Origin of the sequence: Hymenobacter sp. DG25B, from assembly GCF_000801315.1 — a bacterium.
In the GTDB taxonomy this organism is placed as follows: Bacteria; Bacteroidota; Bacteroidia; order Cytophagales; family Hymenobacteraceae; genus Hymenobacter.
The window spans coordinates 956,774-969,451 of record NZ_CP010054.1; the positions used below are offsets into that span (position 1 = coordinate 956,774).

Below are 12,678 nucleotides of genomic sequence, written 5' to 3' on the forward strand. Positions count from 1 at the left end.
AGCCAGCGCTTAAAAATCCTGCTTCAGCCACTGCCGGAAGCTGGCCTGCTGGGCGGGGGTGGCATCCGGCCGCTTCTCTACCGTAAGCTTCTGCCAGTAGCGCTGCTCCGGCCGGGCCTGCAGCGTAACCGTCAGCAGCTTGTTCTGCCGGAACACGGATACTTCGTACTGCATTTCCTGGTTGGCGGAAAGCAGGGACTGTAAGTTCATGGCTACGCGGCGGCCATTCACGGCCACAATCTCATCGTCTACGGTCAGCGCCGCCGCAGCCGGTGAGCCGGGCAGAATGTCGGTAACCTCAGTCCGCTCGTTTTTCACCACTGTCCGGAAGCCAAAAGTGCCTTCGGAGGCCGATGGGTTTTCTTCGATCAGCAGCATACAGCCTACGGTGGCCAGGGCCTCCGCCAGCGGTTGCTCCAGCGCGGCGGTGCCATACACGTAGTCATTGAAATAGCCCTGCATATCCTGGCCGGCCACTTCGGTTACCAAGTGCATGTAATCCTGCTCCGTGTAGCCAATGCCGGGTTGGCCAAATTCCTGCCATAGGCGGCGCATTACATCATCCAGGCTGCGCTGGTGTTGGGAGAGGTTCCGAATGGTAATATCTAGCAGCAGGGCCACCAGGGCACCTTTGTGATACACGGATACTTTGCGGTCGGGCACGCCGGGCTTGTAGCCATCCAGCCACAGGTCCATGCTGGCATCGGCCAGGGAAAGGTTGTAGCGGCCGTAATCATCGTAATGCTTGCGCAGCACCGTGTTCAGCTCCTGGAAATACTGCTCCACAGTACGGACGCCGCTGCGAGCCAGCAGATACTCGCCATAGTAGGTGGTAATGCCTTCGGCTATGTAGCAGGTGCGGAAGTAATTCTCGCGGGCGTAGTCGTACGGCTGCATCTCGGCGGGCCGAATGCTCTTGATATTCCAGGTATGGAACAGCTCGTGGCAGCTCACGCCCAGAAACTCCTTATAAAGCACTTCCGTCATCAAGAGCTCCGCGGGCCCCAGCGTAATAACGGTAGAGTTGCCGTGCTCTACGCCGTGGTAGTGCTTATAAGGCAGAATCTGATTCAGGAAATGGTAATCGGATACCGGAAAGCCGCCGAATAGTGTGAGTTGCTCCTCGGTAAAGGCGGCAAAGTCCTGCAGAATGCGCGCCCAGTCCGGCGTGCATTCGCCCTGAATCCAGACGTAAAACGGAATACCCTGCGCCTGATAGGTATGCTGCGCCAGCGTGGGGCTGGCAATCAGGGGGGAGTCCACTAAATGGTCGAAGCTGCGGGCCTGGAGCGTGTTGGGGCCGCTTTGCGGGAGGCCGCAGGCAATCTGCCAGCCCGTAGGCAGCGCCAGCGTCAGCTGACAGGCTTCTTCCTGCCGGCCTTCCACGTACATAAAGCACTGCACCCCGTTCAGGTAGAGCTGGGTTTCATCCAGCCAGGAGCCGCCGGCATCCATCTGGTGGGCGTAGAAATTGTAGCGTACCCGTACGGTGCGGCCAGCCGCGCTGCTTACCTCCCACCGGTCTTTGGTGAGCTTGCGGTAGGAGAGGGGCTCACTGGAAGCGGCATCTTCTACCACCACCCGCTGTACTTTCTGGGCGAAATTCTGCAGCTCGTAGCGGCCCGGGCGCCAGGCGGGCAGTTGCAATTCCAGCGCGCCAGCAGCCGTAGCGGGCACTTCAAAGGTTATCTGAACCTGCGCGTAAAACGTGAGCGGGTTCTCAAACGAAACGTAATAGTGAATCATATAAGCGCGGGGCGGCAGAGCAGAAAATCAGAGTAAAGGTACGCCTATCCGGCTGATACACGCGGCCTTTCTTACAGGTTTGCCCGGCAGATAGTAGTACTTTTGTTTGGAACTTTGCCGGAGTGCCGGGGAACTTGTTTGCCGTATTGCTGCAAAAAGCCGGTAGAAGCATTGCCATTTTCAAAACAAGGGCGTACCTTTGCCGGCCTTACCTGTTACTGAGTCACTTCACATATCATGAAACGTACTTTTCAGCCTTCGCAGCGCAAGCGCCGCAATAAGCACGGTTTCCGCTCGCGCATGGAAACCGCCAATGGCCGCCGTGTGCTGGCCGCCCGTCGTGCCAAAGGTCGCAAGCGCATCAGCGTATCCGACGAAGGCCGTCATAAGCGCTAAACCGCTGACGGCTGCCGCCGCTTTGCCCCCACCCATGGATGATACTACGCCGGGGGCGCGCTCTTATTCGTTTTCGAAAGAAGAACACTTGTGCCGAAAAAAGCTCATTGATGAGCTGTTCGCACGGGGTTCTTCTTTTGGTTTATACCCCCTACGGCTGATTTGGCTGCCTGCCCCCGCCGCTACCACCGCGCCGCCGCAGGTATTAGTAAGTGTATCCAAGCGCAACTTTAAGCGCGCCGTAGACCGCAACTACTTTAAGCGGCTGATGCGCGAAGCGTACCGGCAAAATAAATATCGCCTCACGGAGGCAGCAGGAGGCCACAGCGTGGGCCTGCTGGCTATTATTTATACCGGCAAGGAAAAAAAGCCTTTTACGCTGGTCGAAAAAAAATTAATTTCAGGGCTAGAGCGTTTGTTGACAGATGCAACGCCGCAGGCCGGCGGGGTGTCTGGTTCGTAGGGTTGTTTACTTGCTTCCTGCTCAGTCTATGCGTAAAAAATCTATTGCTGCCGGTCTTCTGCTAGGAGGCACTGCGCTACTCGTATCCTTTCGGTCAGCGTCCGACAACGAGCGCTACTTCGAAATTGCCAAGAACCTCGACATTTTCGCCACCTTGTTTAAGGAGGTGAATACCTACTATGTAGACGAGGTGCCGCCTTCCAAGCTGGTGAAAACCGGGATTGACGCCATGCTCAAGTCCCTGGACCCGTACACCAACTACATTCCCGAAGACGATATCGAGGATTTCCGCACCATGACCACCGGCCAGTACGGCGGTATTGGGGCCGTAGTGGTGAAGCGGGCCAACAAGACCGTTGTGCAGGCAGCGTATGAGGGCTACCCGGCCCAGAAAGCTGGCCTGCTGCCCGGCGACGAAATCCTGAACATCAACGGCGTGAGCCTCGAGAAAAAAACCAACTCCGATATCAGCAAGCTGCTGAAGGGGCAGGCCAACTCGCAGGTGAAGCTGATGGTGACCCGCTACGGGCAGGATGCGCCGGTAGAAGTGAACATCACCCGCGACAAGATTCAGGTAGACAACGTGCCTTACTACGGCATGCTCACCAGTGATATCGGCTATTTCCAGCTGGCCGGCTTTACGGTTGACGCCGGCAAGGAAGTTCGGCTGGCGGTAAGCAAGCTGAAAGAGCAGGGCGCCAAGAAAATTGTCTTCGATATCCGGGACAATCCCGGTGGACTGCTGAACGAGGCGGTGAATATCTCCAACCTGTTTGTGGATAAAGGCCTCGATATTGTCAGCACCAAAGGCAAAGTAACCGAGTGGAATAAGACCTATAAGGCCCTTGATACGCCGCTGGATACCCAGATACCCATTGCCATTATCACCAGCAACCGTTCCGCCTCGGCTTCCGAAATTGTATCGGGGGTATTGCAGGACTACGACCGGGCCGTGCTGGTAGGGGAGCGTACTTTCGGGAAAGGCCTGGTGCAGGCCACGCGCCCGCTTAGCTATAACTCCCAGCTAAAGGTAACTACCGCCAAATACTACATTCCCAGCGGCCGCTGCATTCAGGAAATCGACTATTCGCACCGCGCCGATGATGGCTCGCTGGGCAAATTCCCCGATTCCCTGCGCACTGCTTTCAAAACCCAGACCGGCCGCACCGTATTTGATGGTGGCGGAGTAGCGCCGGATGTGGAAGTACAGGAGCAGGATGTGGCCGAAATCACCCGCTTGCTGTTGCAGAAAAATTACGTCTTCGACTATGCCACGCGCTACCGCGCCGAGCATACCAGCATTCCACCAGCCCGCGACTTCAAGCTTTCCGATGCCGAGTACCAGAAATTTATTCAGTTTCTGCAGGGCAAAGACATCAGCTACAGCACCGAGGTAGAGAAAAGCCTGGCCGATGTAGTGAAGAAAGCCAAGGAGGAAAAGCACTACGACGACGTGAAGAACGAACTGGAAGCCATCCGGCGGAAAGTATCCACCAACAAGAGCAACGACCTGATTCGCTTTAAGCCCGAAATCCGGGAGTTTCTGGAGCAGGAAATTGTGTCGCGCTACTACTTCCAGAAAGGCAGCATTGAAGCCAGCTTTGATGATGACCCCAATATTCTGGCTGCCGTGCAGGTGCTGAACGAGCCCAACCGCTATGCTGCCTTGCTTAAGCCCGGCGGCAAAGCGGCCAGTGCCATGAAGAGTGCCGGTACGAAGTAAGGTTTGTTATACCTTTGTAATGAAAAGCAGACTCCTTATGAGTCTGCTTTTTTCATTCTGTGAGAGGAACTGTTCTCCTCCGTTTTCGCTGCTTATGTCCTTTCTCATTCTCTCCCTCGAAACTTCCTCCTCCATTTGCTCCGTAGCCCTGCACCGGGTAGCCGATGGTAGCCTGGTGGGGCAGTCGGAACTGCGGTTGGAGAAGTCGCACTCCTCGCACCTGAGCGTGCTGGTGAATCAGCTGTTGGAAAACTGCCAGTACACGTTGCAGGATGTGGCGGCCGTGGCGGTTTCTGATGGACCGGGCTCCTACACTGGTTTGCGCATAGGAGCAGCCGCAGCAAAAGGCCTCTGCTTTGCGCTGGAAATTCCTTTGGTGGCTATCAGTACCCTGCAGGCGTTGGCTTATCAGGTAGCTTCCTACACGGCCCGGCCGGAGCAATACCTCTTTTGTCCCATGCTGGATGCCCGTCGTATGGAGGTATATGCCGCGCTCTACACCCACGAAGGCCGGGAAGTGCTGGCGCCCACACCGCTTATTCTGGAGGAAACCACGCTGGCCGAACAATTAGCCCACCACCGCTTGTTATGCTTTGGTAACGGCGCCGTTAAGTTTCAGCCGCTTGTGGCCGGTAATGTCCACGCCGATTTTCTGGCAGATATTCAGCCATCTGCGGTGGCGGTAGGGGCGCTGGCCGTGCAGGCTTTCCGGGAGCAGGACTTCCGGGATGTGGCCTACTACGAGCCGTTCTACTTAAAAGAAGTATACACCACTACCCCCAGGCCTAAGGCTTAGCACCAGGAGGCAAGCTGTCAAAAAATCTTCCCTCTAACGTCTATCAGCTATATAATGGAAGACACCCTCATCAACCGCGTCACGCAAAGTGCCCTCACTACGCTCAATCTGGAAGAGTTTATTCATCCTGGTGAGCGGGTGGTATATGACATCAAAGAAAACCTGTTCCATGGCTTAATGCTGCGGGAAAAGGACTTCCGCGAGTTCATCAAAACCCACGACTGGAGCCAGTACGACGGCAAGAACGTAGCCATCATCTGCTCCGCCGATGCCATTGTACCTACCTGGGCGTACATGCTGCTGGCTTCCAAGCTACAGGGCCATGCCCATCGATATGTATTCGGCAACCTGGAAGCCTTGGAGCAGGAGCTGTTCCAGGAAGCCATTGCGGGCATTGATGCTGAACAGTACCGGGATGCCAAAATGGTGGTAAAAGGCTGTGGTGAGAAACCCGTGCCTACGTATGCTTACGTGGCCATTATGCAGAAACTTCTGCCGGTGGCCAGCAGCATTATGTATGGTGAGCCCTGCAGCACGGTACCCCTGTACAAGCGTCCGAAAGCCTGATTCGCCGGAAATTTTCCTGGCGAGGTTATCTAAAAGCCCCTGGCGTTATAAAACGGCAGGGGCTTTTTGCGTTGCTGAGGTTTGCATAGCCCCGCAGGAGCGTACTTCTGAATCGGCAAAAAGCAACTTTGCATCTTTGCCGGTAAATAGCTCTTATGACGCAACCCCAAAAAGCCGCTTACAAAATCAGTGTCATCACGGGCATTGCCATTGTTATTGCCAATATGGTGGGCACCGGCGTCTTTACCAGCTTGGGGTTTCAGATACTGGGCCTCAAAAGCGGCTTTGCGCTGCTGATGTTGTGGGCCGTGGGCGGACTAATTGCCTTATGCGGGGCGCTAAGCTATGGTGAGCTGGCCGCGGCCATGCCCCGCTCGGGTGGCGAATATCACTACCTCTCCAGGATTTACCACCCTGCGGTAGGCTTTCTGTCGGGTTGGGTATCGGCTACGGTTGGGTTTGCGGCTCCCACGGCGCTGGCGGCAATGGCTCTGGGAAAATATGCGCAAAATGTATGGCCCTCGGTGCAGCCGCAGGTGCTATCGGTGATGGTGGTCCTGCTGCTTACGGCGGTACATGCCAGCAGCAAGCAGGCCGGCAGCCGCCTGCAGGTTCTGATTACGGCCATCAAAGTGCTGGTTTTGGTTGGTTTTATTGGCGCCGGGCTGCTGGCCGCCACCCCACAGCCGCTGTCTTTCCGCCCCAGTGCTCTGGGCTGGCAGGAAGTGTTGAGCCCGGCCTTTGCCGTTTCCCTCATTTATGTGTCGTATGCCTATTCCGGCTGGAATGCCGCCGTGTATATGACGGGCGAAGTGGCCGATCCGCAACGGAATCTGCCACGCATTTTGCTGATCGGTACCGCCGTGGTACTCCTATTATATATAGGGCTGAATTTCGTGTTCCTGTATTCCACCCCGCTCAATACCCTGGCCGGCCAGGTAGAAGTTGGTTTCGTGGTGGCCAATTCCCTGTTTGGTCCCGCTATTGGCCGTCTGATGGGCGGCGTTATTGCGGTGCTACTGGTATCCACCGTCAGCTCCATGATTTTTGCCGGGCCCCGCATTGTGCAGGTAATGGGGGAGGACCTCACCGGCCTGCGCGCTTTGGCGCACGTCAGTCGGGCTGGCATACCGGTCCGGGCCATGCTGTTGCAAACGCTGCTCACCCTGGTTTTTATTCTGACGGCCACTTTTGAGCAGGTGCTTCTATATGCAGGCTTTGTATTGAGCCTTTTCACATTTCTCACGGTGCTGGGTCTGTTTATCCTCCGCTGGAAGCACCCGGCGCTGCCCCGGCCTTATCGGGCCTGGGGCTACCCCATCACGCCTCTGCTATTTTTGGGCTTAAGTGGCTGGACGCTCCTTTTTCTGCTGCGCGATAAACCAATGGAGTCCCTGTATGGGTTGGCCACGGTGTTGCTGGGCCTGCTGGTCTATAAAGGCGTTAGTCGCCCGATGAAGAAGCCAAACGCCGATGTTCCAATGCACTCTATATATAAGGAGTGAAAAAGCGGAAAAGCTAACTTGCTGCTCCATTCGTTTTGTTCTTCCTAAGTACTCCCGCATGCGCATTTACCTTTTCAGGCTTCTGGCTCCTTTTCTTTTTACCACGCTGGCTGCCTGCTCTGAGCAAAAAACCACTGCCACTGAACCAGAGAAGCCCGCCTCGTCAGCTCCCGTTGACACTACATCGGCTCCAACCGTTGCGGCGCCCGCCCCGGATACTACCGCTGTGCAGGATGTAGCGGCCTATCTGGCCGGTCAGCCAGTAAGCCAACGTAGCGACCTGCGCCCACTTACGGCCCTTCCTGCCTGGCAGGCATTTGCCGCCGATGCCGATAAAAGCTGGACCAACTATCACAACACCCGCACCAACCGTATTCAGCAGTGGGCCGCCACCGAGCTGGATTCCGTACGCCGCAGCAGCTCCACCGTGTTCTACCCCTTTAGCGGGCCCGATTTGCTGAATGCCTATACCATGTTTCCCACGGCCCAAACCTATGTATTGGTAGGGCTGGAGCCAGTAGGCACAGTGCCCCGCCGCAGCACCCTGGAAAATCCTAAGCTGTTCAGCGCCATCAAAGCCTCTTTGTGGTCGGTGCTCAACTTTAGCTTTTTCCGCACTAATGATATGGCCGTCGACCTCAAATCAGTGGAGCTGGATGGGGCTTTGCCTTTGATGATGCTTTTCGCCACGCGCACCGGCAACCAGGTAACTGATATTCGCTACCTCCAGCTGAATACTCAGGGGCAGATGTCGGAAGCCGATACCATGACCATCCATCGGCCCGGTCCCAAAATCATTCCCGGCGTAGAAATGAAGCTGCGCGATGCCAAAGGCCAGGAGAAAACCGTGTACTACTTCTCCGCCGACCTCAGCGACTGGAAGCTGGGCACGACGAAAGACGCTATACTGCAGTATGTGCGCACGCTTGGGCCGGTAGTCACCTACATCAAATCGGCTACTTACCTCATGCACAAGCCCTATTTCAGCAAAGTGCGCAACCTGATTCTGGACCGCAGCAACTTTATCTTACAGGATGATTCGGGCATTGCCATGAAATACTTCCCCGCTTCCGACTGGCAATTCACCTACTACGGCACCTATAAGCGCCCCATCAACCTTTTCGCCAAGCATTATCAGCCCACGCTAACCCAGGTTTATACCGATTCGGTGCACCGGCCCCGCCCGCTGCCCTTCGGTACCGGCTACAACTGGCGGCAAAACGACTCCAACCTGCTTTTAGCCCGCCGCACCAAAACGGTAGCGGAATAGCTTTCGGCCTATACTATATATATAGGAGTAGGCTGCGCAAATTCGGCAGCAAAAGAAAAGAGGCTGTGGCATGGTTGCCGCAGCCTCTTTTTGTTATTTAATGCCAGCAAGAGAGTAGGGCATGCTGTGTTTTCGTAAGGATGTATTGCCGTACTGGTCCTCGGTTCCATTATCCCTTTCCGGAATGTTTATGCCGCTAGCTTTTCATCCATTCCTATTGTGGCTACTCCTATATATAGGGAGTACTTTCAATAGCCCTTCTAAAGCGCCGGTTCCTCCAGGTTCCATAGCACAACAAAGAGTCAACCGCCAGCTGCTCGACAGCCTGCTTCACAGCGATGCTCGCTTAGCCGAAGTGGTAAACCACGCCGACAAGTATGAGCTGCAGATCATCTATACCCAAATCAACCGCGACGCGCAGAACCGCCCGCACTTCACCCAGTACGATTACCACCTCAATGCCCGGCAGTACTTCAACCCTGCCAGTCTGGTGAAGCTGCCCACGGCTGCCCTGGCTCTGGAAAAGCTGAACCGCCTGCACCAATCCGGCCTCACCCGCCGCACACCTATGGCCACCGGCACCGCCTTCCGTTGCCAGACCCCCGCACCCTATATTCCTTCCGCCAACTCCGACCAGGTGAATACAGTCGGCAACTATATCAAGCGCATGCTGCTAGTCAGCGACAACGTAGCCTATAACCGGCTCTATGAATTCCTGGGGCAGCGCCCACTTAATGTGCGTTTATGGGAATTAGGGTACACGCAGGTACGCATCACCCGCCGCTTTGCTCCCTGTGATACGGCCGCCAACCGCCATACCAATCCCATAACCTTCCTTAATGCCACCACGGGGCAGATTATCTATCAACAGCCCGCCGCCTTTAACCCACATTCCTTCCCCTTGCCATTAGGGAACATCCGAAAAGGCCGCGGCTACCAAGCCGGAGGGCGCATCATTTATCAACCCTACGATTTCACTACCGCCAACTATCTGCCGCTACAGAACGTGACGGATATGCTCAAGGCTGTTCTGTTCCCTGAATCCACCCCGGCTGCCCAGCGTTTCCAGCTCACCCCCGATGATTATGCCTTCCTGCGCTATTATCTGCACAGTACGCCCCACGGCTCGGGCTTCTCGCGCTATCAAAGCCGCGCTTATTTCGATGCCTATAAGAAGTATCTCTACTTCGGCCGCCAACCCAACCGGCCAGCGCAGCCCGGCTTACACCTATATAATATAGTAGGGATGTCGCACGGCTACCTGGCCGATGTGGCCTATTTCGCCGATTCCACCCACCAAAGCGAGTTTTTGCTCAGCGCAGTGCTCTACGTAAACCAGGACGGCATCCTCAACGATGGCGCTTATGAATACGAATCCATCGGGCTGCCTTTCCTGAAAGCATTGGGGCAGGTGCTCTATCAATACGAGGCCAGGCGCCCCCGCACGCACCATCCAGATCTGTCAGAACTCTTCGCTAAGGAAGTAGTCCGCTAGTTTTTGCTTCTCCTCGAAAATAGTCAGGTTATGCGAGAAGGGTGTAAAGTGCTGTCAATCAGTTTTGATGAGGATATCGTTGATCATACCTAAGCCTGATAGCACCTATTTCCATCAATTATTTGCTGTACGGATTAGGAAATAGGGGAGAAGAGTCGCACTTTTGCACTCCCAAACCGGAACGCGGCGGGGCCAAGAGCTGCGAGGCGGCTGGAGAAAGTTTTGAAAAAGAAGTTGGAAATCTGGGAAAGGTTCTACTATCTTTGCAGCCCGCTTCAACCGGAAGCCGGGCCGGATCCGAAAAAAAAGTTGTTTTCGGGTTTGCAAACGAAGAAAAGAAAGCCTTACCTTTGCCACCCGCTTCCATCGGAAGTCAGCCAGCAGCACGGAAAAGTTCAAAAAAGAAATTTTCCACTTCGCTTGCGAAACGAAAAAAGCGGCTTACCTTTGCCACCCGCTTCAACCGGAAGCGCTTCGAGCTGAACAAACCCAACCCGCTTCGAAAAAAAACTTCGAAACCGGATTTGGAAAGCAGCAGAAAAGTTACTTACCTTTGCATCCCGCTTCAAACGGAAGGGGAAAACAAGTCAGGCAGACGAAAACGAAAGCTTCAAAATTATTTCGCCTTTCGCTTGTCACTTCAAAAAAGGTACTTACCTTTGCATCCCGCTTCGAACGGAAGCCGGGAAACGAAATGAAAAACACGGCTAGCCTGGCTAGCGCACGGTTCTCGAAACGACGAGAGCACACGTTCTTTGAATGATTGGAATTGACAAATTTGGTAAGCGGTTTTCGAGCTTCGGCTTTAAAACCAACCAAGCGTAACAAACGAATAATAGCTCGTCAATACGGGTCGGATCAGCACTCGACATGGCTCTCTTTTCGAAGAGAGTAGCAAGTAATTTTACAATGGAGAGTTTGATCCTGGCTCAGGATGAACGCTAGCGGCAGGCCTAATACATGCAAGTCGAACGGGTGTAGCAATACACTAGTGGCGCACGGGTGCGTAACGCGTAACCAACCTGCCCTTGACTGGGGGATAGCCCGCCGAAAGGCGGATTAATACCGCATAAACCAACAGCCTGGCATCAGGCAATTGGTAAAGATTTATTGGTCAAGGATGGGGTTGCGTGACATTAGCTAGTTGGCGGGGTAACGGCCCACCAAGGCGACGATGTCTAGGGGACCTGAGAGGGTGATCCCCCACACTGGCACTGAGATACGGGCCAGACTCCTACGGGAGGCAGCAGTAGGGAATATTGGGCAATGGGCGAGAGCCTGACCCAGCCATGCCGCGTGCCGGATGAAGGCCTTCTGGGTTGTAAACGGCTTTTCTCAGGGAAGAAAAAGACCATGCGTGGTACACTGACGGTACCTGAGGAATAAGCACCGGCTAACTCCGTGCCAGCAGCCGCGGTAATACGGAGGGTGCAAGCGTTGTCCGGATTTATTGGGTTTAAAGGGTGCGTAGGTGGCCTTGTAAGTCCGTGGTGAAAGCCTCTCGCTTAACGAGAGAACTGCCATGGATACTGCAAGGCTTGAGTCCAGACGAGGTTGGCGGAATGGATGGTGTAGCGGTGAAATGCATAGATACCATCCAGAACCCCGATTGCGTAGGCAGCTGACTAGGCTGGTACTGACACTGAGGCACGAAAGCGTGGGGAGCGAACAGGATTAGATACCCTGGTAGTCCACGCCGTAAACGATGGATACTCGTTGCTAGCGATATACAGTTAGTGACTTAGCGAAAGCGTTAAGTATCCCACCTGGGGAGTACGCCCGCAAGGGTGAAACTCAAAGGAATTGACGGGGGCCCGCACAAGTGGTGGAGCATGTGGTTTAATTCGATGATACGCGAGGAACCTTACCTAGGCTAGAATGCGCGTGACCGGTTCAGAGATGAACCTTTCCTTCGGGACACAAAGCAAGGTGCTGCATGGCCGTCGTCAGCTCGTGCCGTGAGGTGTTGGGTTAAGTCCCGCAACGAGCGCAACCCCTACATTTAGTTGCCAGCGGATTATGCCGGGGACTCTAGATGGACTGCCTGCGCAAGCAGTGAGGAAGGCGGGGACGACGTCAGGTCATCATGGCCCTTACGCCTAGGGCTACACACGTGCTACAATGGACGGTACAGAGGGTCGCTACACAGTGATGTGACGCCAATCTCAAAAAACCGTTCTCAGTTCGGATCGAAGTCTGCAACTCGACTTCGTGAAGCTGGAATCACTAGTAATCGCGTATCAGCAATGACGCGGTGAATACGTTCCCGGGCCTTGTACACACCGCCCGTCAAGCCATGGAAGTCTGGTAGACCTGAAGCTGGTGCTCGTCACAGAAGCCAGTTAGGGTAGAACAGGTAACTGGGGCTAAGTCGTAACAAGGTAGCCGTACCGGAAGGTGCGGCTGGATCACCTCCTTTCTGGAGCGGTCCGACTCGTGAGTTATTGCTCGCGTTACCTTTGGACTATCAAATTTGTCATTCCTTCATTCAAGATATTCACGGATTCGATGCCCTCATCGAAACCCGGGCTTGTAGCTCAGGTGGTTAGAGCGCTACACTGATAATGTAGAGGTCCCTGGTTCGAGTCCAGGCAGGCCCACTGTTCACAGTTGGGATTGCCAACGGAACACGGAAATGGGGGATTAGCTCAGCTGGCTAGAGCACCTGCCTTGCACGCAGGGGGTCAACGGTTCGAATCCGTTATTCTCCACCAACA

At 54.9% G+C, this 12,678-nt stretch carries 10 protein-coding genes, 2 tRNA genes and 1 rRNA gene; 12 read left to right on the top strand and 1 reads right to left on the bottom strand.

The genetic code is table 11. The features are described from left to right. Positions 1–9: 9 nt before the first annotated feature. Positions 10–1,746, bottom strand: a complete 1,737-nt coding sequence (locus PK28_RS04145; RefSeq protein WP_044511716.1) for a M61 family metallopeptidase — start codon at positions 1,744–1,746, stop codon at positions 10–12. A 237-nt stretch (positions 1,747–1,983) separates the two neighbouring features. Between PK28_RS04145 and rpmH the strand changes: the two genes are divergently transcribed. The 12 genes from rpmH to PK28_RS04200 all read left to right on the top strand — a co-directional run bounded on the left by rpmH (position 1,984) and on the right by PK28_RS04200 (position 12,675). Further along, positions 1,984–2,142, top strand: coding sequence for a 50S ribosomal protein L34 (gene rpmH / locus PK28_RS04150; RefSeq protein ID WP_044511719.1), 159 nt, complete (start codon positions 1,984–1,986; stop codon positions 2,140–2,142). A 34-nt stretch (positions 2,143–2,176) separates the two neighbouring features. Further along, positions 2,177–2,605, top strand: coding sequence for a ribonuclease P protein component (locus tag PK28_RS04155; RefSeq protein WP_044511722.1), 429 nt, complete (start codon positions 2,177–2,179; stop codon positions 2,603–2,605). 28 nt (positions 2,606–2,633) lie between these two features. After that, positions 2,634–4,328, top strand: a complete 1,695-nt coding sequence (locus PK28_RS04160; RefSeq protein WP_044511726.1) for a S41 family peptidase — start codon at positions 2,634–2,636, stop codon at positions 4,326–4,328. Between the two features lie 94 nt (positions 4,329–4,422). Beyond that, positions 4,423–5,124, top strand: coding sequence for a tRNA (adenosine(37)-N6)-threonylcarbamoyltransferase complex dimerization subunit type 1 TsaB (tsaB, locus tag PK28_RS04165; protein ID WP_044511728.1), 702 nt, complete (start codon positions 4,423–4,425; stop codon positions 5,122–5,124). A 54-nt stretch (positions 5,125–5,178) separates the two neighbouring features. Beyond that, positions 5,179–5,691, top strand: coding sequence for a DUF2480 family protein (locus tag PK28_RS04170; RefSeq protein ID WP_044511731.1), 513 nt, complete (start codon positions 5,179–5,181; stop codon positions 5,689–5,691). 155 nt (positions 5,692–5,846) lie between these two features. Next, positions 5,847–7,196 carry an APC family permease gene (locus PK28_RS04175; protein WP_044511733.1) on the top strand — a complete coding sequence of 450 codons (1,350 nt, stop codon included), beginning with the start codon at positions 5,847–5,849 and terminating at the stop codon, positions 7,194–7,196. A 58-nt stretch (positions 7,197–7,254) separates the two neighbouring features. Next, positions 7,255–8,466 carry a hypothetical protein gene (locus PK28_RS04180; protein ID WP_048825561.1) on the top strand — a complete coding sequence of 404 codons (1,212 nt, stop codon included), beginning with the start codon at positions 7,255–7,257 and terminating at the stop codon, positions 8,464–8,466. Between the two features lie 355 nt (positions 8,467–8,821). After that, on the top strand, positions 8,822–9,961 hold the full coding sequence (locus PK28_RS04185) for a serine hydrolase (RefSeq protein WP_048825564.1): 1,140 nt from the start codon (positions 8,822–8,824) through the stop codon (positions 9,959–9,961). Between the two features lie 122 nt (positions 9,962–10,083). Further along, positions 10,084–10,659 carry a hypothetical protein gene (locus tag PK28_RS20310; protein WP_156126233.1) on the top strand — a complete coding sequence of 192 codons (576 nt, stop codon included), beginning with the start codon at positions 10,084–10,086 and terminating at the stop codon, positions 10,657–10,659. 208 nt (positions 10,660–10,867) lie between these two features. Further along, a 16S ribosomal RNA gene (locus PK28_RS04190) occupies positions 10,868–12,380 on the top strand. A gap of 107 nt (positions 12,381–12,487) precedes the next feature. After that, positions 12,488–12,561: transfer RNA gene (locus PK28_RS04195), tRNA-Ile, on the top strand. 37 nt (positions 12,562–12,598) lie between these two features. After that, positions 12,599–12,675 (top strand) — tRNA-Ala (locus tag PK28_RS04200). The last annotated feature ends 3 nt before the right edge of the window (positions 12,676–12,678 follow it).

What these genes read in the sequence shown, in the direction of transcription:
- rpmH (WP_044511719.1), top strand. Translation starts at nt 1,984, where the DNA reads ATGAAACGTACTTTTCAGCCTTCGCAGCGCAAGCGCCGCAATAAGCAC.
- PK28_RS04155 (WP_044511722.1), top strand. Translation starts at nt 2,177, where the DNA reads ATGGATGATACTACGCCGGGGGCGCGCTCTTATTCGTTTTCGAAAGAA.
- PK28_RS04160 (WP_044511726.1), top strand. Translation starts at nt 2,634, where the DNA reads ATGCGTAAAAAATCTATTGCTGCCGGTCTTCTGCTAGGAGGCACTGCG.
- PK28_RS04170 (WP_044511731.1), top strand. Translation starts at nt 5,179, where the DNA reads ATGGAAGACACCCTCATCAACCGCGTCACGCAAAGTGCCCTCACTACG.
- PK28_RS04145 (WP_044511716.1), bottom strand. Translation starts at nt 1,746, where the DNA reads ATGATTCACTATTACGTTTCGTTTGAGAACCCGCTCACGTTTTACGCG.
- tsaB (WP_044511728.1), top strand. Translation starts at nt 4,423, where the DNA reads ATGTCCTTTCTCATTCTCTCCCTCGAAACTTCCTCCTCCATTTGCTCC.
- PK28_RS04175 (WP_044511733.1), top strand. Translation starts at nt 5,847, where the DNA reads ATGACGCAACCCCAAAAAGCCGCTTACAAAATCAGTGTCATCACGGGC.
- PK28_RS04180 (WP_048825561.1), top strand. Translation starts at nt 7,255, where the DNA reads ATGCGCATTTACCTTTTCAGGCTTCTGGCTCCTTTTCTTTTTACCACG.